Origin of the sequence: Nitrospirillum goiasense (assembly GCF_034427435.1) — a bacterium.
In the GTDB taxonomy this organism is placed as follows: Bacteria; Pseudomonadota; Alphaproteobacteria; order Azospirillales; family Azospirillaceae; genus Nitrospirillum.
The window spans coordinates 116,994-138,143 of the sequence record NZ_JAXQNP010000001.1 but is presented as its reverse complement, the minus strand read 5'-3'; the positions used below and the strand labels follow the sequence as shown (position 1 = coordinate 138,143).

Genomic DNA, 21,150 nt, shown 5'->3' with positions numbered 1-21,150 from the left:
CAAGATGTGGAAGGTTCGCCTCTTAGCGCTTCTCATGACCGCGCTGGCCTCGGCCGCCGCGGCGCAGTCCCCCGCCGACCTGAAGCCCACACCCCCGGTGCCGGTCCCCTCGGGACCCGCGGCGATGGCCTCCGAAACCCCAGCGGCGCCCGCGTCCACCCTGACCAAGGCGGACGTGGACAGTTGGCTGGATGGCTACATGCCCTACGCCTTGCAGACCGGCGACATCGCCGGCGCCGTGGTGGTGGTGGTGAAGGACGGGCAGATCCTGACAGAGCGGGGCTTCGGCTACGCCGACGTGAAGGAGAAGAAGCCGGTGGACCCGGCCGGCACGCTGTTCCGCCCCGGTTCCATCTCCAAGCTGTTCACCTGGACGGCGGTGATGCAGCAGGTGCAGGCCGGCAAGTTGGACCTGGACCGCGACGTCAACGACTACCTGGACTTCAAGATCCCGCCGGCCTTCGGCAAACCCATCACCCTGCGCCATATCATGACGCACACCCCGGGGTTCGAAGAGACGGCCAAGTACCTGCTGCTGAACGACCCCAAGCTGGCCAAGCCCTTGGACCAGGCCATGAAGCGCTGGGTGCCCACGCGCATCTACGCCCCGGGGCAAATCCCCGCCTATTCCAACTACGGCGCGTCGCTGGCGGGCTATATCGTGCAGCGGGTGTCGGGTGAGCCCTTCGCCCAGTACATCCAGAACCACATCTTCGCCCCCCTGGGCATGCGGCATTCCAGCTTTGTCCAGCCCCTGCCCCCCGACCTCGCCGCGGGCATGTCCAAGGGCTATGCCCTGGCCTCCGGCGACCCGCAGCCGTTCGAGATCATCGACCTGTCGCCGGCGGGCGCCCTGTCCGCCACCGGGGCCGACATGGCGCAGTTCATGATCGCCCACCTGGCGCATGGCGGGCCGCTGCTGGACAAGGCGACGGCGGAGCAGATGTACGCCAACGTCAACACCCCCATCCCCAACCTGCCCTCCATGGGGCTGGGCTTCTACCATGAGGATCGCAACGGCCGGCGCATCGTGGGCCATGGCGGCGACACCGACGTCTTCCATTCCGACCTGCACCTGTTCATCGACGACGGCGTCGGCCTTTACCTGTCCTTCAACAGCGCGGGGCGCGAGGCGGCCGCCCACGTGCTGAGGGAGCACATCTTTGTCGACTTCACCGACCGCTATTTCCCCCAGGCCAAGCCCTTGCTGCCGACAGCCCCCACCGCCAAGGAACATGCCCGGGCCATGGCCGGCCACTATGTCAGCAGCCGCGGCTCCGAAACCAACTTCATGCGCCTGGTCGGCCTGCTGGGCGAGGCCCAGGTGGTGGCCAACGAGGACGGTACCATCTCCGTCTCCGCCCTGCTGAACGCCGCCCGGGTGCCGAAGCGCTGGCGTGAGGTCGGCCCCTGGCTGTGGCAGGACACCGAGGGGAAAGAGCATCTGGCGGCCGTGGTGAAGGACGGCAAGGTCGCCATGTTCTCCATCGGCGGCTTCGCCCCCATCTTCGAGTTCGTGCCCGCGCCGGGCAATCTCGACGCTGGCTGGATCATACCCGTGGCGGTGGCCGCCTTGGCCGTCCTGGCGCTGACGGCGCTGTCCTGGCCCATCGTCGCCCTGGTGCGGCGGCGCTACGGCTACAATCCCGGGATCACCGGCCGCGCCCTGGTCCTGCACCGCGCCACCCGCGCGGCGGCGTGGGGCATCCTCGTCTTCATCCTGGGCTGGACGATGATGTTGGCGGCCATCAACCAAGGGGTCGACGCCCTGGATGGCCGCCTGGATATCTGGATGCGCCTGATGCAGTTGGTGCTGCTGGCCGTCATCGCCGGCACCGTCGCCTCCCTCTGGAACGCCTACGACATCGCCACCCGGGCCGGGCGGCGGCCCTGGGGCATCGTCTGGGCCGTGCTGGTGGCGCTGTCGCTGGTCTTCCTGGTGTGGCTGGCCATCAACGTCAAACTGCTGACGCCGACGCTGGACTTTTGATGGACGGCGGGTCCTTGGAGGGACGTCAGGGCGCCGTCCAGACGTCCCCCGGTTCCAGGGCCCGAAAGCGATCAGGGGCCAGGCCCTTGCGCGCCAGGGCCTGGGCCAACTCCTCCGGTGGGGCCAGGCGTTCCTCATCCGACAGCGGAAAGGTGCCCCAGTGCACGGCCAAGCCCTGATGGGCGCCGCAATCGGCCAGGATGCGCACGGCCTCCGCCGGGTCGCAGTGCTGCTGTTTCATGAACCAGCGGGGGGCATAGGCGCCGATGGGCAGGATGGCGACGGTGGGCGCGCCATGGTGACGCCGGACATCGCGGAAGATGGCGCCATCGCCATAGCCGGTATCGCCCGCGACGTAGACCGGCCCGTGGGGGGTGCGCAGCACGAAGCCGCACCACAACGCCATACGCCGGTCGCCCAACCGCCGCGCCGACCAATGATAGGCCGGGTGGAAGCAGGCGGTGACGGCGGGGCCCAGCGCGACCGTGTCGCCCCAATCCCCCGTTTCCACCGGCAGCGGCCCCACCTCCCGCGCCACCACGCGGTCATTGCCCAGGGGCGCCACGATGCGGGGACGGTGAGCGGCCCACAGCCGCCGCAAGGTGCCCACGTCCAGATGGTCATAGTGGTTGTGGGTGAGCAGCACCACGTCGATGGGCGGCAGGTCATCGAAGGCGACGCCCGGCCGGTTGACACGCCGCGGCCCGATCCATTGGAAAGGACTGGCCCGTTCCGACCACACCGGGTCCACCAGCAGGTTCAGGCCGGCCACCTGGATCAGCACGCTGGCGTGACCGATCATGGTGACGGCCAGGCCGTCCACCCGTTCCAGGGGACGGACCTGGCGCCCGGGGGCCGCCTCAGGCCACACCGGCCGGGTTCCGCCCCAGCGCCAACGCAGTATTTCCGCCAAGCTTCGATCCGTCGGGGCCTGCCCTGGGTTGAAAAAGCGGACACCATTAAAATGATCTGTCACCGGACCGGTGTAATACGGATTATCAGGCATTCGGGGGCCGCACCGTGCGTGGCTGAAACCGTTCCCTTTTATCGGGATGGGTGGGGGCCATTTCAAGGGCGATGCCGCCGCATTATTGTGCCATGTCAACGACATTCCCGGCAGCGGCCGCCCACAGTCGGCTGGTTTTCCACCCGCCGCCGCACCGCCTGTTTCGCGCAGCCTTGGGGCAGCCTTGGGGATGATCCTGTGAGCCTAGACCCTACCGACCCTCCCCCTGTCGCCCGTGCTGCTGGCCGGGCTGGCCGTGCGCCTGATGCCACCCCTGCCGCTGCTGGGCCGGCCCCTGGCGGGCCCCGTCGCCGCACGCCTGGCGCAGGCGGCGTTCGAGCGCCTGCGCCGTCGGCACCCGGGGGTGTTCGACCGGCTGGCGGTGTTGGGGGAGCGGGCTTTCCTGGTCGATCCCAGCGACCTGCCGGTGCGCTTCCTGCTGCGGCCGGCGGGGACGCGCCCCGGTCTTTGGCCCATCGCCGATGGCGACGCCGCCCCGCCCGCCGCCGCCACCCTGCGGGCGCCGCTGGGCGCGCTGCTGGCTCTGCTGGAAGGGCGGGTGGATGGGGACTCGCTGTTCTTCAGCCGGCAATTGATGATCGAGGGCGACATGGAGGCGGTGCTGATCCTGCGCAACGCCGTGGACGGCGCGGACGTGACGCTGGAGCGCGACCTGGCAGACCGGCTGCCCCCGCGCCTGCTGTCCCTGGGGCGGCGCTGGTATGGCGAGATCGACAGCCTGCTGCATCTGGCGGCCCGCGCGGCGGTACAGCCCGCCGGCCTGCCGGGAACGGAGATCCGGCCATGAGCGCGGCATCGCTGTCCCTGGTCTGCCCCGCCGGAACGCCGGCCGCCTTGGACGCGGCGCTGGAGGCCGGTGCGGATGCCGTCTATTGCGGCTACGCCGACGCGACCAACGCCCGCAACTTCCCCGGCCTGAATTTCAGCCCGGCGGAGATGCGGGCCGCCGCGACCCGCACCCACAAGGCGGGCCGGTCGCTCTACATCGCCATCAACACCTTCCCCAAGGCGGGGGATGAGGGCACCTGGCACCGGGCCGTGGACAACGCCGCGGACGCGGGCGCCGACGCCGTCATCCTGGCCGACCTGGGCCTGCTGGCCTATGCCCAGGCCCATCACCCGGCCCTGCGCCTGCATCTGTCGGTGCAGGCCGCCGCCTCCACCCCCGAAGCCATCCGCTATCTGGCCCGGACCTTTGGCGTGCAGCGGGTGGTCCTGCCCCGCGTGCTGACCCTGGCGGAGGTGACGGACCTGACGGCGGCGGTGGCCCCGGTGGAAACGGAAGTGTTCGCCTTCGGCGGCATGTGCGTGATGGCGGAGGGGCGCTGCCAACTGTCCAGCTACGTCACTGGCCAATCGCCCAACACCCATGGTGTCTGCTCTCCCGCCGGGGCCGTCCAATTCCGGCGCGAGGCCGGCGGCGACGTCACCGCCCGGCTGGGCGACGTCACCATCGACCGCCACCCGGCGGGCGCGCCGGCCGGCTATCCCACCTTGTGCAAGGGGCGGTTCCGGGCCAACGGCACCACCGGATACCTGTTCGAAGAGCCAACATCCCTGAACGCCGCCGACCACATCCCCGGCCTGATCAAGGCGGGCGTCCGCGCCCTGAAGATCGAGGGGCGCCAGCGCGGCCGCGCCTATGTCACCCGCGTGGTGGGGGAATTCCGCCGCGCCATCGACGCCGCCCTGTCCGGCGGCTTCACCGTGCCCGACCTGGCCCGGGGGCTGGCCAGTGAGATGGAAGGCGGCCGGGCCACCGCCGGCGCCTATGACCGGCGCTGGCGCTGAACGGAGGACATGCCATGACCCTGGCCGCCAAGACTTCGACGGGCCCCAAGCTGACCCTGGGCCCCCTGCACTTCCACTGGCCGGCCGCGCGGCGCCGTGACTTCTACGCCCGCATCGCGGACGAGGCCCCAGTCGATACCGTCGTGCTGGGCGAGGTGGTGTGTTCCAAGCGTGCGCCCTTTTTCGACGGCGACATCCCCGAGGTGGCGGAACGGCTGCGCCGCGCCGGCAAGGAGGTGGTGCTGGGCAGCCTGGCCCTGGTCATGCAGGCGCGCGAACGCCAAGGGGTGATCGACCTGGCCGCCAGCGACGACTTCCTGGTGGAGGCCAACGACCTGACCGCCCTGGCCGCCTGCGCCGGACGCCCGCACGCCATCGGGCCCCTGGTCGCCGTCTACAACCCCAGCACCCTGGAACTGATGGCGCGCCAGGGCGCCACCCGGGTGTGCCTGCCGGGCGAGCTGACGGCCGACGCCATCGCGGCGCTGGCGCCAGCGGCCAGGGAGACAGGAACCGAGCTTGAGGTGCAGGCCTTCGGCCGCCTGCCGCTGGCCATCTCCGCCCGCTGCTACCACGCCCGCGCCCATGGCCTGCACAAGGACGGCTGCCGCTATGTCTGTGAGAAGCATCCCGACGGCATGGACCTGGACACCCTGGACGGCGCGCCCTTCCTGGCGGTGAACGGGGTGCAGACCCTGTCGGGCAGCTATCTGGACCTGCTGGGCGACCTGGACCGCCTGCGGTCGCTGGGTGTGGATCGTTTCCGCCTGTCGCCCCAGGATTGCGACATGGTGGCAGTGGCGGAAACCTTCCGCGCCGTGCTGGACGGCACCGTGCCGGTGGCCCCGGCCCGCGACCGCCTGCGTGAACTGTGCCCCGGCCGGCGCTTCAGCAACGGCTTCCTGCACGGGGTGGAGGGCATGGCCTACCAGGCGGCGGGTATCTGAAGTGGCGTGATCGGAACCGGCACCGTCTTATGGCGGAGTTCAGCCCGCCCCCCATGGCCCGCGGCGGAGAGCGGACACCCGTCCTGACATCACCGGCAGCGTGATATCAAATTCGCCATGAGGCTCGTTCTCGACACGGACGTCATCGTGGCGGCCCTGCGGACAGCGGAGAAAGGCCCCAAGCCGGGCTTGGTTCCGCCCTAATTGCCGGAACCGAGGAACAGCGCTGGCGCCCTGGCGGTTTTCACCATCACGGCAGGGTGGAGCCATCGTGGGATCCGCCCGACGCAAGACACATCAAATGGAGGAAGGCCATGGCCTCTTACGCGCCGCCCAGCGAACCGCCCCTGTCCCCGCCGCGTCCCCGCCCCCGAACCAAGCTGGAGCAACTGGCGGAGGGCGCCTATCACGGCACGGGCGAGACCCCACCGCCGCGCCGTCAAGCGGAACGCGGGTTGGGGACCAAGCTGACCGATATCCTGACCAGCGCCCCGGTGGCCTACACGGCCTTCGGCGTGGTCCTCGGCTTCATTTTTGGCCGGCGGAGCTGAACAATACGACGGCTGAAAACGACAAAGGCCCGCAGGGAAGCGTCCCCTGCGGGCCTTTGCCTTTTGCCAACGGCTAAGCTCAGCTCTTGGCGTAATGGAAGGCCGGCTGCTTCATCAGCACGTCCTTGTTGCCACCGGGCAATTCCACCTTGTCGTCCGTGACCTGCAGGGCGCTGTAGGGAACCGCCACCAGACGATCACCCACGCCGAGGAAGCCGCCCACGGACAGGATGGCATAGGGCACGCTGTCCTTTTGCGAGATGATCAGGTCATCGACGGTGCCGACGGTGTCGTTCTGGTCGTTCACGACCTTGGCGCCGACGATCTTGGACGACCGATGGCCCGTGGCCACGTTGGCCACGTCAACCTTGGTGTTCGCGATGCGCTGCGTGGTGCCCTGCGCCAACGACGGCGCGGCGGGCAGGGCCAAAGCGCCACCCAGGGCGGACATGCCGAGCGCGGCGGCCAGGTACAGGTTCGCGCGGTTCATGGTAACTCCTCCGATTGCGCGGGGCCTTGCCCGGTACGCCCGCTGGGCTGTCCGGGAGGCTCCGCCAGGTTGTTGAAGGCGGCTGCTAACCGCTTGAACAACCACCGGAAGCGGCCATGGTTCCGCGCGGGCGCCACATAGACACCATCGCCCCACAAATGCCCAAAACATTAACGCGGGGTCAGCGGCCCGACCGGCATCACCATTGGGCATCCCGAATGGGCATCCCAAATGGGGGCATCAATGCCGGGTCCATTGCGTGGTGGAGGTGGCGTCCGCCCCGGCGGGCAGGCTGGTGCCGCTCAAGGGCACGACCCGGTTGGGCAGACCCATCAGGGCGGCCAGCTTGGTCCGCGCCCGGTTCACCCGGCTCTTGATGGTGCCCAGGGCGCAACCGCAGATCTCCGCCGCCTCTTCGTAGCTGACGCCCGCCCCGCCCACCAGGATCAGGGCCTCACGCTGGTCTTCCGGCAGGGATGCCAGGGCGGCCTTGAGTTCCCGCCCGGCGATGCCCCACTCCTGCGCGGGTTCCATCATGAGCCGCGCGGTGTGGAAACCATCGGGATCGGCCACCTCGCGCTGGCGGCGCTTGGCGATGGAATAGTGCCGGTTGCGCAGAATGGTAAACAGCCAGGCACGCAAGTTGGTGCCAGGGGTGAACTGGTCCGCATGCGACCAAGCCCGGACGACACAATCCTGCACCAAGTCATCGGTATCGGCGGCGTTGCTGGTCAACGAACGGGCGAAGGCCCGCAGGGCCGGCAATAGGCGCAAAACTTCGTCACGGAATTCCGGCGCGTGCGGGCCCGAGGTCGGGTCCGTCGACAATAAATCAGATGGCATATGGTGCCCCCTATCGGGATTCTCCCAAGGAAATCAAAATCCTCAGAAATCGGATAGATGAGGTCGTCGGGGCGATCAGGTGTATCGCCCCACGTTCTGTGACGTGTAGGGCAACAATAGACCTTTAAGACTGGTGCGTCTCTGGCTTTTCCGGGAGGGGGATGGACGCCTCTATTTTGCCAACATTACGTATCTGTCTTAGGCGGAACCGCCTATACCAAACGAATTCGCTATGGCGTGCGCCGTATCGCGCGGCGCCGGGCAAAGTTCCGGCGGGAGGAAACTTTCCCCGCCATCGCCGGGTTGGGAAAACGACAGCAGGCCATCGCGATCAACACACCGCCGAACAGCAACACGGCCGAACAGCAACACGAAAAGAGGAGAGACGTCGGTCATGCCCGCGCATCGCATCGCCCCCATCGCATCCGAGCCCACCGCCACGGTGTCCAGTACCCCTGTGGCGGAAATGATCTCATCCCAACTTCCCTACTTGCGCCGCTACGCCCGCGCCTTGACCGGCAGCGGCGTGAGCGGGGACGCTTATGTCCGCATGGTGCTGGAGACGCTGGTGCAGGACGGGGTGGGAATCCTTGGGCCGGATGCGGACCGTGTGGCCTTGTTCCGCCTGTTCCACCGCATCTACGCCGGTGGCCATTTGGAATTGGGCGACGAGGCCCCCGACGCACCAACCCTGGCGCCCGGCATGTTGCTGCGCGCCCTGCCCTGCGAACGACGCGAGGCCCTGCTGCTGACCGCGGTGGAGGGCTTCCTCCCAGAAGAGGCGGCCTGGATCTTGGGCCTGTCGCAGGACGCGGTGGAACGGGAAGTGGACTTGGCCCGCCAGGCCTTCCGCGAAAACCTGCGGTCGGGTGTCCTGAAGCTGGAGGATGACATGATCCTGGGTCTTCCCGACGCCGTGGTCGCGGCCTCCCCATTGGCCAGTGGCGGCGGAATGGCCACCAACGTGCATTAAAGCCCAACGTGCATTAAAGTACCGCATGGGCGCCGGGCGGCGATTTTCAGGCATGGCCATCGCCGCCGGCCCCCGCTGGTATCGCTTGTCCACCAAGGGGCGGAGGAGCGCGCCAGCCAACAAGGCCGCCAAGCAGGGGGCCGTGACTGAAGGGGTCCCTCATGACCAAGCAGCCCAAGCCCCCCAATGGCGTGTCACCCCCCAGTGGCACGCCGCAAGGCAAACGGCCGCTGCTGACTGCTGGCGCCCGGCCGATGCCACCCGGGCCGCACGACGCGTTGGAGCGATCATTGCGCGAGATGTTCGAGGACGAGGTGGGCGAACCCGTTCCCCAACACCTTCTGGACCTGGTCGACCGGCTGGACACCCACAAGAAACGCAAACACTGAAGCCGTTCCGGAAAACCGACCTCACGCCGGAACCAGCCTGACGTCACGCTGGGGGAAGCGATGGCGGCGCAACGCCTCGACGAACAGCGTCAGCATGTCCTCCAGCGCTTCCCCGGTAATCACGCCCTGCTCCTTCACCCGTGTCGGCAGGTGAGCGGCGGCGAGCACGCCTTCGCCCGCGTCGATGGCGGCGATGGGCTTGCCATGCAGGAAAGCCTCATTGATGAAATGGCGGGTGGGACCCACCTCCCCCAAGGGGCTGGCTTGTCCCCACCCAGAACGATGACGCCATCATAAAGGACGGAGGCCGCGTTCGGCGCCGCGCGGGTAACCGGGATGGGGGAGCCATCGCCGCCGGCGATGGTGCCGGCGACCGGGGCCACGACCTCCACAATCGCCTCCTCATCCATCAGGGTCTCCTGGATGATGCTGAGCTGCTCGGCCTCCACGCCCGCATCGACCAGCACCGCCACCTTGCGACCGCGGATGTCCTCGGCCGGATGGTCCTGGCTGAGCGCGGGGGAGCGTTCGGCACCGGGAACGGAGGGCGGATGCGGCTTGACGCCGGCCAGAGACAGGCCCGTGCGCGCGGAAACCGCCTGGGCCAGATCCGGGGCGATATTGCCCAGGATGTCGTCCATCACCCGCTGGCGTACCAGGGAATCGGCGCACTGGTTCAATTCAAAGGAAAAGGCGGCGGCGATGTGATCCTGCTCCCAGGTCGACATGCTGTTCCAGAACAGGGCGGCTTGGCTGAAATGGTCGCCGAAGCTGGCGCTGCGGACACGGACCTTGGCACCGTCCACCTTCTCCGCATAGCTGCGGAAGGCATCGGCGGCTTCGGGTGAGTGCATGGGGCAGCCATGGGCCAGGCTGTTGGGAAAGTAGGCGACCCGCCCCTTGTCGATCTGGCGCCGGCCCATGCCGTCCCGCTGGTTGTTGTCCACCGGCTGCAAGGGCCGGTTGATGGGCAGCTCCGCGAAGTTGGGGCCCACGCGGCGCAATTGGGTGTCGAGGTAGGAGAATAGGCGCCCCTGCAACAGCGGATCGTTGGTGAAGTCGATGCCGGGGACGACATGGCCAACATGGAAGGCAACCTGTTCGGTCTCCGCGAAGAAATTGCCCGGGTTGGCCGTTAGGGTCATCAGGCCCACGCGCCGAACGGGCACCACCTCTTCCGGAATGATCTTGGTGGGGTCCAGGATGTCGACGCCATACTTGAACTCATCCTCCTCCTCGATGACCTGCAGGCCCAGTTCCCATTGCGGGAAGTCGCCGCGCTCGATGGCGTCGAACAGGTCGCGGCGGTGAAAGTCGGGGTCCTTGCCAGCGGTCTTCTGCGCCTCGTCCCACACCTGGCTGAAGACACCCTTCAGCGGCTTCCAATGGAACTTGACGAAGCGCGCCTTCCCCTCGGCATTCACCAGGCGGAAGGTATGAACGCCGAAGCCCTCCATGGTGGCGTAGCTGCGGGGGATGGCGCGGTCGCTCATCAGCCACATCAGCATGTGGGCCGATTCCGGGGTGAGCGACACGAAGTCCCAGAAGGTGTCGTGGGCGGACTGTGCCTGCGGTATCTCGTTATGCGGTTCCGGCTTCACCGCGTGGATGAGGTCCGGGAACTTGATGGCATCCTGGATGAAGAAGACGGGCATGTTGTTGCCCACCAGGTCCCACACCCCTTCATCGGTATAGAACTTCACGGCGAAGCCCCGGACGTCCCGCACCGTGTCTGCCGATCCGCGCGAGCCCGCCACGGTGGAAAAGCGCACGAACACCGGCGTTTCCTTGGCCGGGTCCTGGAACGGCGCCGCGGTCGTGAGGTCGGTCAGGGGTTCATAGACCTGGAACACCCCGTGGGCGCCGGCGCCACGGGCGTGCACCACCCTTTCGGGAATGCGCTCGTGGTCGAAGTGGGTGATCTTTTCCCGAAGATGAAAGTCCTCCATCAACGTCGGGCCGCGCGGACCGGCGCGCAGGGAGTTCTGGTCGTCGCTGACCTTCAGGCCCTGGTTGGTGGTCAGGGCGACACCCGCCTCATGGGTATCCGCCGCCAAGTCCCGTTGTTTGGCGGTGTCCCCGCCAACGAAGGGCACGCCGGGCATCGCAGGTTTGCCGGCCGCCGGCTGAAAGGGGGCGTCCGGCGTGGGGCTGGGCGGGGGCGGCAGGGGATGCACGGGCATGTCATCGAAACGGGTGTCGGACATAGGGGGTCTTCTCCAGGGCGAAGCGGGAAAGCGGGATGGGAAAGGGGCGCGGGGCGGGCACGACGCAGGCCCCCAACCCCCTGGCAACGCTCAGGTTCCCGTCTCACGCGTCTTTTCCGCCCGGCGCAGCACCGTCAGCACCGCGCCCTCGGCCGGCGACAGGCCGGGCGGACCGTCCCGCCGCGGGCGCAGATGGAAGCGGCCAGCCAGGTAATCGTCCATGATCACCGGGTGGACGTAGCATTGGCGGCAGATGGCCACGGTATTGCCCAGCCGCGAGGCCACCCGCTTCAAGGCCGCGGTCACCATGCGGCGGCCATGGGTGGGACTGGTGGGCGGCGGGCTGTCGCTCAGCGCCAGCGCCATCATCACGGTGCCCGCCCAGGTGCGGAAGTCCTTCGCCGTGATGCCCCCGTCCGCCCGGCCGCCAATCTGGCTGGTCGCATCGCGCAGGTAGGCGTTCAGGTCGGCGGAGCTGACCTCCCGCCGGTGGCCGTCGCCGTCCAGGTATTGGAACAGGGCCTGCCCCGGCAATTCCTGGCAGGCTTTGACGATGCGCGCCACGCGCCGGTCGGTCACCTTCAGGCGCCATATCTTGGCGCTTTTGCCCTTGAAATCGAACCGCAGGGCCGATTCCTCGACACTGACATGGGCGGCGTGCAGGGTGGTCAGGCCGTAGCTCTGGTTGGTCCGGGCGTAGTCGGCATTGCCCACACGGATCAGGGTGGTGCCCAACAGGTGGACGATGGTGGCCAGCACCTTGTCACGGGGCAGGCCAGGCAGCGTCAAATCCGCCGCGACGCGCTCGCGGATGCGCGGCAAACGCCGGGCGAAATCGATGAGATGGTGGAATTTGGCACCATCCCGCGCTTGGCGGAAGGCGGGATGGTACATGTACTGTTTGCGCCCCTTGGCATCGCGGCCGGTAGCCTGCAGGTGGCCGTTGGGATCGGGGCAGATCCACACGTCGGTCCAGGCCGGCGGGATCACCAGGGCCTTGATGCGGGCGCGCAGCGCTGGGTCCCGCACCGTGGCGCCATCCGGCAGGCGATAGCGGAAGCCCGCCCCGCATTTGAGCCGGCGGATGCCAGGCTCGCCGTCACCCACATAGACCAAGCCCGCCGCGTCGCTCATTCAGCGGCCTCGGGCCGGTTCCCGGATCGGTCCATCCAACGGCGTTGAAGAAGATAAAGCCCCTGGCCCACGATGGCGGTGGCCAGGATCACGGCATTGGTGGTGACGAACACCCAGTTGCCCAACGCCCACGAATAGACCACGAAGCCGATGGAGGTGGCGATCTGACCCGCGAACAGCCACGGCGAGACGCCCTTGGTGGAACGCTCCCGCCACTGCGTCCTGATCTGGCCGGCCAGGGTCAGGAACAGCACCAAGGCCGCCGCCCAGCCGATCATGTCCACCGCCTCAGGCATGCCTGTTGCCCTCCGCCGGCCGGCGCGTGGGCGCAAGGCGACCGCCAGCGGCGCGCCATCCGCGCGCCAGTTCCTCCACATAGGGCAGGAACTCCACCACGAAGGCGGCGCCGAGGATGGTGGCGACATAGCCCACGGGCAGGTCGCCCAGCGTCCACCTCAGGGTGAACCGCGCCGGTTCCGGGCCCAGTCCGACTAGCGCCAGCGCCTGCGGCCAGTGCAGGGTGCCAACCAAGATCAAGGCCATCAGCGGCACCAGTTCCAGGAAGCTGTGCACATGCTGCTCGATGGGGGAGACGCGCCGCCGGGTAACGGCATAGCTGACGTCCCACAGCGCCGTCGCCTCATGCGCGAGAAAGCCCACGACCATGAGGGCGATGACCAGGGCGTTGATTTCCAGGAACAGGCACGCCAGCAAGGGCACCGCCACCTCGCTGAACATCAGCAGATGCAGCAGCGATTCCTTGGCGCCGGTTGTGTGCTGGATGTCGGTGGCGCGGTGGCACAGCCAATCGGCCAGGCCCGCCAGAAACCACAAGGGGACGATGCCATACATCAGCACGGCCAGGGTGACGGCTTCATGGCTCATGAATTGTAGGCCCCCGCCCCCACCTTCACCCCCAACACGCGGCAGGCGCCACTGCCCAAATCCTGCCGCACCTCGAAATACCGGGCCCAGGGATCGGGCCGGCGCATCAGGGCCGGGGCGTCGGCCGTCGTGTACGCATCGGCCCGTTCCGCGGCCGCCAGTTCTTCCCAGGTGACGGGACAGGCGACGGGGGTTCCGCCACCCGCTCGCGCCGGCTTGGCCCGGGGAGAATAGGGCGCGATGGCGGAGGCGCCGCGCGCATTGCGAAAATGATCGATGAAGATGCGGCCCTGGCGGCGCGCCTTGCTCATGGTGGCGACGTAGGCGTCGGGCCGCGCCTCAACCAGCTGTTCGGCCACCGCCTTGGCGAAGACGGACACCACCGGCCATTGCCGCCGCCCGCCCCCCGCGCCCGGCCCCAGCGGGGCGACGACGTGGATACCCTTGCCCCCCGTCAGCAGGGGGAAGCTGGCGAGGTCCAGGGCGGCCAAGACGTCGCGCACGGCGGTCGCCGCGACCTTGACCTCGTTGAACGGCAGGTCGGGATAGGGATCCAGGTCGAACACCAGGCGGTCCGGGGATTCCAGCTTGCGCGCCTGGCTGCCCCACAGGTGCAGTTCCAACACGCCGATCTGGGCGGCCGCCACCAGCCCGTCGACATCCGTCAGGTAGACATGGTCTACGGCCCGCCCGTCCTTTTCCTTGACCAGCTTGCGGCGCCATTGCACCGGCGTGCCGGCGGCGGCGTGGCGTTGGAAGAAGCAGGCCTGCGCCGTTCCTTCGGGGCAGCGCAGCAGGTTGAGAAGACGGCCGGCGACCAGGGGCAACATGCGCGCCGACACCGCCCTCATATAAGTGGCCAAGCCCTGCTTGGTGAGATGGGATACGGGGTCCAGCACGCGGTCGGCGTGTGTCAGCGTCACGGGGGGACCGGCCTTAAGCGGCGTCGCCTGCGCCTTGTCCGGATGCGCCTTATCTGGATGCGTCTTGTCCAGGACCGCATCCTTGGCAGATTCGTCATGGCTCATGCGTCCCTCCCCTCCCTGGTCTGGGCAACCGGCTTCAGGCGGTCGACAAGGGCCCGGGCGTCGTCGGGGGCCCGCAGCTTGTCGGTGTTGTCGAAATAGAGAAAGACATCGCGGGGCGCCGGGTTGGCCTCCTCCGGCCGCTCGATATAATCCCGCGGCCCATAATCGCCCGGCGCCAACGGCCGGCCCGCCGTCCAGGCCGCGACCCGCCGGGCCCACCGGTCAAGCTGATCCGGCCCGTAGCCGCTGCGGTAAAGCTCGCTGGACCCATGCAGGCGGCAATAGACGAAGTCGGCGGTCAGGTCCATCAGGCGCGGCCATTCGACCGTGTCCGCGCATACCAAGGCCACATCGTGGCGGCGCAACAGGTCGGTGAACGCCGGGTCGCGGAAGCTGTCATGGCGGATTTCCACCGCATGGCGCAGCCGGCGATGGGGGCCGGGTCGCATCCAGGCGCGAGCCTTCAGGTTGGCGTCATGGCGGTGGGCCAGATCCGCCGCGTGTTCGGTGTCACGGGGCAGCAGGGCCAGGAAGTCGCCCAGCAAGGCGGCGTCGAACCGGAAACTGGGCGGAAACTGCCAGAGGATCGGGCCGAGCTTGTCCTCCAGCCGCAGCAGCCCGGACGCGAGGAAATTGGCCAGCGGCGCCAGGGGCTCCTTCAAGCGGCGGATATGCGTGATATAGCGCGGCGCCTTGACGGCGAAGACGAAGCCGGCGGGCGTCTCCGCCGCCCACCGGGCGAAGACGTCGGGCTTTTGCAGGCCATAGAAGGTGCCGTTGATCTCTATGCTGCGAAAAACACCGCTGGCGTATTCCAGCGCCCGCCGTTGCGGAAGATCGGGCGGATAAAACGCCCCGCGCCAGGGGGCGTAGGTCCAGCCGGAAATACCGATGCGGACGTCCGCCGGGGTCGCCATGATGCCGCGCGTCCTTCCCGCCACCCTACCACCACTTGCCCAGCCACCACGCCAGGGCGAAGGCGATGATCACCAAGGCCAAGCTGGTCAGCAGCACGGCCAGCACGGGCCGGCCCAGGGTCGCCCCGCGCGCCTCACGGGCGGATAGGACGACATGGTCTTTCTTGCGTTCCATCGTGGGGTTCCTCCGTCGGCGCCCAAGTCACGGGATCAAGTCACTGGATGAAGCAACGCCGGGACGGTGCGGAGGGTTCCTCGGACGATGGCCCCACCCTGGGGGCGCACCCGCCCCCCCCCCAAGTCATGGCCCCCCAAGTCATGGACAGCCCAAGGGAATAGGCCGGGCGCTGGCGCGCTCGGCCAAGGCTTTACCTTCGATAGCCGGGCGCTGTATTGAAATCCCGGCACCGGGCGTTATGTGACTTTTGGTGTTTGGACAGTGAAAGGGACGCCTGTGACGGACTACAGAGAGGTGCTGCGCGCCGGCACGGCGGCGTGCCACGCCGCCCTGGATCAGCGGTTCGCCGGCCTGGATGTCCGCCACCTGCCGGATTACGCCCTGCTGCTGAAAGCCCAGTATCCCGCCTTGCGCGCCGTGGAAATGAGCCTTGAGGCCGCGGGCGTGGATGCCCTCTTGCCCGACTGGTCCGAACGCCGCCGCCGCCATGCCCTTGAGGCCGACCTGGTGGCGCTGGAGGTGTGGGGCGATCCACCCGCCGTTCTGGTGGAGACACCCACGATCCGCTGCCGGGCCGAGGCCCTGGGCCACCTGTACGTGCTTGAAGGATCGCGGCTGGGGGGTGAGGTGCTGTTGCGCCGGGCCCTGGCCGGTGGAGATCCGCGCATACCCCTTGCCACGCGCTTCCTGGCCCACGGCCGGGGGCGACCGTACTGGCGCGACTTCCTGGCGCTGTTGAACGCGGAGCCGTCGGACCCAACCCTTCGGGCAAAGGCCGTGGAGGCCGCGATCCTGTCCTTCGGTTTATTCCAGAAGGCTGTCGAACAAGCGCTGTACCATTATGAGGCTAGCCATGACCGCCGCCGGGTGTCAGAAAACTGAGCCGCGCCCGGCAATTGACTTAAATTTTCGCAGTGCGCGCGGCCAGCGGCCGGGCGGACAGATGGGATAACCCGTGGTCACGTCACACAATCCAGGACAGAGCGAGAACGGCAGGGCGGTGGATGCACCGTCCACGCCCGTGCCGCTGGTTCCCCAGGAAGTGCTGGACCAGTGCGCCCAGGAACCCATCCGCATTCCCGGCGGCATCCAACCGCATGGCGCGGTAGCCGTGTTCCGGCCGACCGACTTGGTCCTGGTGCAGGCCAGCGCCAACCTCGGCGCCATCCTCGACCGTCCCGTCGCCCTGGATGGAAGCCAGACGCTGGGCGACCTGGTGGGCCCCGGCTCGGCCTTGGAAGGGGATGTCGGCCGCTGGCGTGCCGGGGCGGAAGCCGGCTTCCTGGAGCAATACCAGATCGACGGCCGGGTGTTCCATGTCACCGGCCAGCATGTCCCGCAAGGCATCATCCTGGAATTCGAGGCCTTCGACGAGGCCGAACGCGCCCGCAACGCCAGCCTGAACCAACTGCTGCGCAATTTCCTGGACAGGTCCGACGGGCTGACCACGGTGGCGGACATCTGCGCCGGCGTGGCGGCGGAGGTGCAGGCCTTGACCGGCTTCAACCGGGTCATGGTGTACCGCTTCGATGAGGACTGGAACGGCACGGTCGTCGCGGAGACGGGCGACGGCACCTTGCCGTCCTACCTCGACCTGCGTTTTCCCGCGTCCGACATCCCGGCCCAGGCGCGCGAGCTGTACCGGCTGAACCGGCTCCGCCTCATTCCCACCGCCACATACACGCCCATTCCCTTGGTGCCGACCCTGTGCCCGACGGACGGCGCGCCGTTGGACATGAGTTTCGTGGCCTTGCGCAGCGTGTCGCCCGTGCATCTGGAATACATGCGCAACATGGGCACGGCGGCCTCGCTGTCCATATCCATCGTCATCGATGGCCGGCTGTGGGGCTTGATCTCCTGCCACCATGCCCAGCCCCGTTACATAGGACCCCCGATCCGCGCGGCTTGCGACTTCCTGGGCCGCATCGTGGCGCAGCAGATCGCGGCACGGGAACGGGCGGCGGAAATCGATGAACGGCTGAGGCTGAAGTCCATAGAGACGGAGTTGGTGGCCCACCTGGCGCGGGCGCCGGGCTTCCAGGCCGGTTTGGTCGATTGCGCGCCCCAGTGGTTGGCCCTGACCAACAGCGCCGGCGCCGCCGTGGTCACCGACGGGATGGTGCTGTCCACCGGCAAGGCCCCCCCATCCAGAGCATCCTGGCCCTGGCCGACTGGCTGCGTACCCGGAACATCGCGCAACTCTATTCCACCAATAGCCTGGCCACGGACTGGCCACCCGGCGCGGACATCGCGGAGGTGGCCAGCGGCGTCATCGCCGTGCCCATCTCCCGCATCCATGCCAGTTTCATCTTCTGGTTCCGGCCGGAGGTGGTGGAGACGGTGCGCTGGGGCGGCGACCCGCGCGCCACCAAGGCGGTGGACCTCGCCGGGCGCCTGCACCCCCGTCTGTCGTTCGAGGCATGGAAGCAGGAGGTGCGGCAAAAAGCCCAGCCCTGGCGCGCGGCCGAACTGCTGAGCGCCGCCGATTTCCGGGGCGCCATCGTCAACTTCGTCCTGCAACGGGCCGAGGAGCGCGCCCAACTGACGGAGGAGCTGCAGCGGTCCAACAAGGAGCTGGAGGCGTTCTCCTACTCCATCTCCCATGACCTGCGGGCCCCGTTCCGCCACATCGCCGGCTATGCCGAGCTGTTGGGGGAGGAGGAGCCGGGGTTGAAGACGCTGTCCCGTCATTACCTGGACGGCATCATCGCCGCCGCCCTGTCGGCGGGCCAGCTGGTGGACGATCTGCTGCACTTCTCGCAACTGGGCCGCACCAGCCTGAAGATGACGCGCATCGACATGGCCAAGGTGGTGACCGAAATCCGCCGCAGCCTGGACATCGACGAGCGGCAGCGCCGGGTGGAATGGAGCATCGGCGCCCTGCCCACCGCCTGGGGTGATCCCACCCTGGTGCGCCAGGCCTTGTTCAACCTTGTGGAGAACGCCGCCAAATACAGCCGCGGCGCCAATCCACCCCGCATCAGGATATGGGGACAGGAGCGGGCCGCCGACGTCGTGTACTGCGTGGAGGACAACGGCGTGGGATTCGACATGAACTATGCCGGCAAACTGTTCCAGGTTTTCCAGCGACTGCACAGGCAGGAGGATTTCGAGGGGACGGGCATCGGCCTGGCGCTGACCAAGCGCATCATCGACCGGCACGGCGGCACGCTGGAAGCCAAGGGCGCGGTCGGCCGAGGCGCCACCTTCAGCTTCACCCTGCCGAAACGCCAGACAGGAGGAAACCGTGGCATCGCTTAGACCCATCCTTCTGGTCGAGGACAATCCCGCCGACGTGGAGCTGACCCTCGCCGCCCTCAGGAAAACGCAGCTGGCCAACGAGATCATCGTGGCCCGCGACGGGGTGGAGGCGCTGGAGTACATCTTCAGCGAAGGCCAGTATGCGGACCGTGAGCCGGGCGCGCCCGCCGTGGTCCTGCTTGACCTGAAGCTGCCCAAGGTCGATGGGCTGGAGGTGCTGGAGAAGGTGAAATCCCACCCCAAGCACCGGGCCACCCCCATCGTGATGCTGACCTCCTCCCGCGAGGAAAGCGACGTGGTGCGCAGCTATCATTACGGCGTGAATTCGTTCGTGGTGAAGCCGGTCGACTTCAAGGCCTTTTTCGAAGCGATCCGCGACCTAGGTATCTTCTGGGCGGTGCTGAACGAGCCCGTGCCTGGAGATTTTTAGTGTCGGAACCCGCGGAAAAGCCTGTGTCCCTGCTGTTGGTGGAAGACAGCGACATCGATGCGGAACTGATCGCCCACCAGTTCCGCAAGATCGACCAGCCGGTTGCCATGGCCCGCGCGGCGGTGCGCCCCGAGTATGAGGCGGCCCTGGCCTCCGGCAGCTTCGACATCATCCTGTCGGATTATTCCCTGCCGGGATTCAACGGACTGGCCGCCCTGGAATTGGCCCGGGCGCGGGACCCGGCGGTGCCTTTCATCTTCATCTCGGGCGTCATCGGCGAGGAGTTCGCGACCGAGGCCTTGCGCGCCGGCGCCACCGACTATGTGACGAAGCGCAACCTGGCCCGCATTCCCATGGTGGTGACCCGCGCCCTGCGCGAGGCGGAGGACAGGCGCCAAGCCCGGCGGTCCGCCCAAGCCCTGCGGGAAAGTGAGCACCGCTTCCGCCTGATGGCGGACAGCGCGCCCGCCCTGATCTGGTCGGTGGACACCACCGGCCGCATCGTCTTCGCCAACCGCCGCTTCGAGACGGAGTTCGGCGTGCCGCCGGCCCGGGTGGAAGAGGAAGGCTGGGCCGCCCTTATCCATGAGGAGGACTGGCGCGCCTTCCGGGCCACGCGCGATGCGCTGTTCCGGGACCGGGCGCTGTTCCTGGACGACATCCGGGTGCGCAAACCCACGGGCGAGGTGCGTTGGCTGCGTTGCGAGAGCAGCCCACGCTTCGACGACGCCGGAACCTTCCTGGGCTATGTCGGCTGCGCCATCGACATCACCGAGACCAAGCTGGCGCGCGACGCGCTGGAGGCGGAGGTGGCGGCGCGGACGGAGGAATTGCGCGTCAAGGAAGAGGCGCTGCGCCAATCGCACAAGATGGAGGCCATCGGCCAGCTGACCGGAGGCATCGCCCATGACTTCAACAACATGCTGGCCGGCATCGTCGGTGCCGCCGACCTGATCCAGAAGCGCATGCGCGACGGACGTTTCGACAGCATCGGCCGCTACGTCGACAGCATCCTGTCATCCGCCCATCGCGCGGCGGGCCTGACCCATCGCCTGCTGGCCTTCGCCCGGCGCCAGACGCTGGACCTCAAGACCGCGAACATCAACCAGCTGGTCGGATCGCTGGACGATCTGCTGCGGCGCACGCTGGGGCAGGCCATCGAGCTGGAGATCGCCCTGGCGCCGGATCTATGGCCGGCCATCACCGACGCCAACCAGTTCGAAAGCGCCCTGCTGAACCTGGCCATCAACGCCCGGGACGCCATGTCGGGGGGCGGTCGCCTGACCATCCAGACCAGCAACGTCACCGTCACCGCCGGGGATGAGCGCGCCTCCGCCGACCTGCAGCCGGGTGACTATGTCCTGACCTGTGTCACGGATACCGGGATCGGTATGCCACCGGACGTGCTGGAGAAGGCGTTCGACCCCTTCTTCACCACCAAGCCCATCGGCCAGGGCACGGGCCTGGGCCTGTCCATGATCTATGGCTTCGCCCGCCAGGTCGGCGGCCATGTCACGCTGTCGTCCACGCCGGGCAAGGGCACGACCATCTGCCTCTACATGCCCCGCGACGTCACCGCCAAGGACGGCCTGGAGAATCCCGGGGCGCGGGCGGCGGAAAATCCACACCGGGGCCGGGGAACCGTGCTGGTGGTGGAGGATGAGCTGGTGGTGCGCATGGTGGTGGTCGACATCCTGGAGGAACATGGATACGGCGTGATCGAGGCCGAGACGGCGGCCGACGCCCTGCCCCATCTTCAGGGCCCCGGCACCATCGACCTGCTGCTGACCGACGTCGGCCTGCCCGGCATGAATGGCCGCGATCTGGCCGCCGAGGCGCGGCGTCTGCGTCCCGGGCTGAAGATCCTGTTCGCCACCGGTTATGCGGAGGGGGCCAGCCAACGTTCCGCCTTCGTCGGCGACGGCATGGACTATATCGCCAAGCCCTTCGACCTGGACGAACTGGGCCGGAAAATCCAGGCGCTGACGAAGCCGTGACGGCCCCCACGCGTGTCCCCCTGCGTATGGGGGCCGCATGCCACAGCGGCACCGGTAAACTTGGTCAATTGCCTACAGCACATGAGGCGGACACTGGCGCACACGCGATGGC

General features: G+C 68.0%; 22 protein-coding genes and 1 pseudogene. 12 read left to right on the top strand and 11 right to left on the bottom strand.

The features are described 5' to 3' along the window. The first annotated feature begins 34 nt into the window (after positions 1–34). Entirely contained in the window at positions 35–1,990 is a 1,956-nt protein-coding gene (locus ULB03_RS00635; protein ID WP_322481386.1) for a serine hydrolase domain-containing protein, read from the top strand. 25 nt (positions 1,991–2,015) lie between these two features. Here ULB03_RS00635 and ULB03_RS00630 read toward each other — a convergent pair whose 3' ends face one another. Then, a complete protein-coding gene (locus tag ULB03_RS00630; RefSeq protein ID WP_322481385.1) occupies positions 2,016–2,903 on the bottom strand; it encodes an MBL fold metallo-hydrolase in 888 nt (295 codons plus the stop codon). A 328-nt stretch (positions 2,904–3,231) separates the two neighbouring features. Here ULB03_RS00630 and ubiT point away from each other — a divergent pair, with 328 nt between their 5' ends. The 4 genes from ubiT (at position 3,232) to ULB03_RS00610 (ending at position 6,306) form a co-directional block, all read left to right on the top strand. Beyond that, positions 3,232–3,804 carry a ubiquinone anaerobic biosynthesis accessory factor UbiT gene (gene ubiT, locus ULB03_RS00625; protein ID WP_322481384.1) on the top strand — a complete coding sequence of 191 codons (573 nt, stop codon included), beginning with the start codon at positions 3,232–3,234 and terminating at the stop codon, positions 3,802–3,804. Next, positions 3,801–4,808 carry a ubiquinone anaerobic biosynthesis protein UbiU gene (ubiU, locus tag ULB03_RS00620; protein ID WP_322481383.1) on the top strand — a complete coding sequence of 336 codons (1,008 nt, stop codon included), beginning with the start codon at positions 3,801–3,803 and terminating at the stop codon, positions 4,806–4,808. Before ubiT ends, ubiU begins: the two co-directional genes overlap by 4 nt. 14 nt (positions 4,809–4,822) lie before the next feature. Beyond that, complete coding sequence (ubiV, locus tag ULB03_RS00615; protein WP_322481382.1) at positions 4,823–5,755, top strand: ubiquinone anaerobic biosynthesis protein UbiV; 933 nt, start codon at positions 4,823–4,825, stop codon at positions 5,753–5,755. Positions 5,756–6,069: 314 nt separating this feature from the next. Continuing rightward, positions 6,070–6,306 (top strand): hypothetical protein, encoded by a 237-nt coding sequence (locus ULB03_RS00610; RefSeq protein ID WP_322481381.1) that lies wholly within the window; start codon positions 6,070–6,072, stop codon positions 6,304–6,306. Positions 6,307–6,385: 79 nt separating this feature from the next. Here the strand turns inward: ULB03_RS00610 and ULB03_RS00605 are convergent, their stop codons facing one another. Together ULB03_RS00605 and ULB03_RS00600 are read right to left on the bottom strand one after the other, a co-directional pair. After that, positions 6,386–6,796, bottom strand: a complete 411-nt coding sequence (locus ULB03_RS00605; RefSeq protein ID WP_322481380.1) for a PRC-barrel domain-containing protein — start codon at positions 6,794–6,796, stop codon at positions 6,386–6,388. A 240-nt stretch (positions 6,797–7,036) separates the two neighbouring features. Further along, on the bottom strand, positions 7,037–7,639 hold the full coding sequence (locus ULB03_RS00600) for a sigma-70 family RNA polymerase sigma factor (RefSeq protein ID WP_322481379.1): 603 nt from the start codon (positions 7,637–7,639) through the stop codon (positions 7,037–7,039). A gap of 394 nt (positions 7,640–8,033) precedes the next feature. Here ULB03_RS00600 and ULB03_RS00595 point away from each other — a divergent pair, with 394 nt between their 5' ends. Together ULB03_RS00595 and ULB03_RS00590 are read left to right on the top strand one after the other, a co-directional pair. Next, positions 8,034–8,612 (top strand): ECF-type sigma factor, encoded by a 579-nt coding sequence (locus tag ULB03_RS00595; protein ID WP_322481378.1) that lies wholly within the window; start codon positions 8,034–8,036, stop codon positions 8,610–8,612. Positions 8,613–8,773: 161 nt separating this feature from the next. After that, entirely contained in the window at positions 8,774–9,001 is a 228-nt protein-coding gene (locus ULB03_RS00590; protein ID WP_322481377.1) for a NepR family anti-sigma factor, read from the top strand. Between the two features lie 21 nt (positions 9,002–9,022). Here the strand turns inward: ULB03_RS00590 and ULB03_RS00585 are convergent, their stop codons facing one another. From ULB03_RS00585 to ULB03_RS00550, 8 genes are all read right to left on the bottom strand, one after another. After that, positions 9,023–9,211, bottom strand: a complete 189-nt coding sequence (locus tag ULB03_RS00585; RefSeq protein ID WP_322481719.1) for a hypothetical protein — start codon at positions 9,209–9,211, stop codon at positions 9,023–9,025. After that, a complete protein-coding gene (locus tag ULB03_RS00580; protein WP_322481376.1) occupies positions 9,136–11,208 on the bottom strand; it encodes a catalase in 2,073 nt (690 codons plus the stop codon). Before ULB03_RS00580 ends, ULB03_RS00585 begins: the two co-directional genes overlap by 76 nt. A 90-nt stretch (positions 11,209–11,298) precedes the next feature. Continuing rightward, on the bottom strand, positions 11,299–12,342 hold the full coding sequence (locus ULB03_RS00575; RefSeq protein WP_322481375.1) for a DNA topoisomerase IB: 1,044 nt from the start codon (positions 12,340–12,342) through the stop codon (positions 11,299–11,301). Continuing rightward, positions 12,339–12,638 carry a PQ-loop repeat-containing protein gene (locus tag ULB03_RS00570; RefSeq protein WP_322481374.1) on the bottom strand — a complete coding sequence of 100 codons (300 nt, stop codon included), beginning with the start codon at positions 12,636–12,638 and terminating at the stop codon, positions 12,339–12,341. The genes ULB03_RS00575 and ULB03_RS00570 overlap by 4 nt, the downstream gene beginning before the upstream one ends. Continuing rightward, positions 12,631–13,227, bottom strand: a complete 597-nt coding sequence (locus ULB03_RS00565; RefSeq protein ID WP_322481373.1) for a hypothetical protein — start codon at positions 13,225–13,227, stop codon at positions 12,631–12,633. The genes ULB03_RS00570 and ULB03_RS00565 overlap by 8 nt, the downstream gene beginning before the upstream one ends. Further along, complete coding sequence (ligD, locus tag ULB03_RS00560; protein WP_322481372.1) at positions 13,224–14,255, bottom strand: non-homologous end-joining DNA ligase; 1,032 nt, start codon at positions 14,253–14,255, stop codon at positions 13,224–13,226. The genes ULB03_RS00565 and ligD overlap by 4 nt, the downstream gene beginning before the upstream one ends. Then, positions 14,252–15,172 carry a DUF72 domain-containing protein gene (locus tag ULB03_RS00555; RefSeq protein WP_322481371.1) on the bottom strand — a complete coding sequence of 307 codons (921 nt, stop codon included), beginning with the start codon at positions 15,170–15,172 and terminating at the stop codon, positions 14,252–14,254. The genes ligD and ULB03_RS00555 overlap by 4 nt, the downstream gene beginning before the upstream one ends. 25 nt (positions 15,173–15,197) lie before the next feature. Beyond that, entirely contained in the window at positions 15,198–15,347 is a 150-nt protein-coding gene (locus ULB03_RS00550; RefSeq protein ID WP_322481370.1) for a hypothetical protein, read from the bottom strand. 279 nt (positions 15,348–15,626) lie between these two features. Here ULB03_RS00550 and ULB03_RS00545 point away from each other — a divergent pair, with 279 nt between their 5' ends. From ULB03_RS00545 to ULB03_RS00525, 5 genes and pseudogenes are all read left to right on the top strand, one after another. Next, positions 15,627–16,232, top strand: coding sequence for a biliverdin-producing heme oxygenase (locus ULB03_RS00545; protein ID WP_322481369.1), 606 nt, complete (start codon positions 15,627–15,629; stop codon positions 16,230–16,232). A 73-nt stretch (positions 16,233–16,305) separates the two neighbouring features. Then, positions 16,306–17,238: pseudogene (locus ULB03_RS00540) on the top strand (GAF domain-containing protein); the annotation flags it as partial. A 179-nt stretch (positions 17,239–17,417) separates the two neighbouring features. Beyond that, positions 17,418–18,611, top strand: coding sequence for a sensor histidine kinase (locus ULB03_RS00535; RefSeq protein WP_322481368.1), 1,194 nt, complete (start codon positions 17,418–17,420; stop codon positions 18,609–18,611). Continuing rightward, a complete protein-coding gene (locus ULB03_RS00530; protein WP_145733574.1) occupies positions 18,598–19,041 on the top strand; it encodes a response regulator in 444 nt (147 codons plus the stop codon). The genes ULB03_RS00535 and ULB03_RS00530 overlap by 14 nt, the downstream gene beginning before the upstream one ends. A gap of 23 nt (positions 19,042–19,064) precedes the next feature. After that, positions 19,065–21,038 (top strand): response regulator, encoded by a 1,974-nt coding sequence (locus ULB03_RS00525; protein WP_322481367.1) that lies wholly within the window; start codon positions 19,065–19,067, stop codon positions 21,036–21,038. The last annotated feature ends 112 nt before the right edge of the window (positions 21,039–21,150 follow it).

What these genes read in the sequence shown, in the direction of transcription:
- ULB03_RS00635 (WP_322481386.1), top strand. Translation starts at nt 35, where the DNA reads ATGACCGCGCTGGCCTCGGCCGCCGCGGCGCAGTCCCCCGCCGACCTG.
- ubiU (WP_322481383.1), top strand. Translation starts at nt 3,801, where the DNA reads ATGAGCGCGGCATCGCTGTCCCTGGTCTGCCCCGCCGGAACGCCGGCC.
- ubiV (WP_322481382.1), top strand. Translation starts at nt 4,823, where the DNA reads ATGACCCTGGCCGCCAAGACTTCGACGGGCCCCAAGCTGACCCTGGGC.
- ULB03_RS00610 (WP_322481381.1), top strand. Translation starts at nt 6,070, where the DNA reads ATGGCCTCTTACGCGCCGCCCAGCGAACCGCCCCTGTCCCCGCCGCGT.
- ULB03_RS00605 (WP_322481380.1), bottom strand. Translation starts at nt 6,796, where the DNA reads ATGAACCGCGCGAACCTGTACCTGGCCGCCGCGCTCGGCATGTCCGCC.
- ULB03_RS00600 (WP_322481379.1), bottom strand. Translation starts at nt 7,639, where the DNA reads ATGCCATCTGATTTATTGTCGACGGACCCGACCTCGGGCCCGCACGCG.
- ULB03_RS00595 (WP_322481378.1), top strand. Translation starts at nt 8,034, where the DNA reads ATGCCCGCGCATCGCATCGCCCCCATCGCATCCGAGCCCACCGCCACG.
- ULB03_RS00590 (WP_322481377.1), top strand. Translation starts at nt 8,774, where the DNA reads ATGACCAAGCAGCCCAAGCCCCCCAATGGCGTGTCACCCCCCAGTGGC.
- ULB03_RS00580 (WP_322481376.1), bottom strand. Translation starts at nt 11,208, where the DNA reads ATGTCCGACACCCGTTTCGATGACATGCCCGTGCATCCCCTGCCGCCC.
- ULB03_RS00575 (WP_322481375.1), bottom strand. Translation starts at nt 12,342, where the DNA reads ATGAGCGACGCGGCGGGCTTGGTCTATGTGGGTGACGGCGAGCCTGGC.
- ULB03_RS00570 (WP_322481374.1), bottom strand. Translation starts at nt 12,638, where the DNA reads ATGCCTGAGGCGGTGGACATGATCGGCTGGGCGGCGGCCTTGGTGCTG.
- ULB03_RS00565 (WP_322481373.1), bottom strand. Translation starts at nt 13,227, where the DNA reads ATGAGCCATGAAGCCGTCACCCTGGCCGTGCTGATGTATGGCATCGTC.
- ligD (WP_322481372.1), bottom strand. Translation starts at nt 14,255, where the DNA reads ATGAGCCATGACGAATCTGCCAAGGATGCGGTCCTGGACAAGACGCAT.
- ULB03_RS00555 (WP_322481371.1), bottom strand. Translation starts at nt 15,172, where the DNA reads ATGGCGACCCCGGCGGACGTCCGCATCGGTATTTCCGGCTGGACCTAC.
- ULB03_RS00550 (WP_322481370.1), bottom strand. Translation starts at nt 15,347, where the DNA reads ATGGAACGCAAGAAAGACCATGTCGTCCTATCCGCCCGTGAGGCGCGC.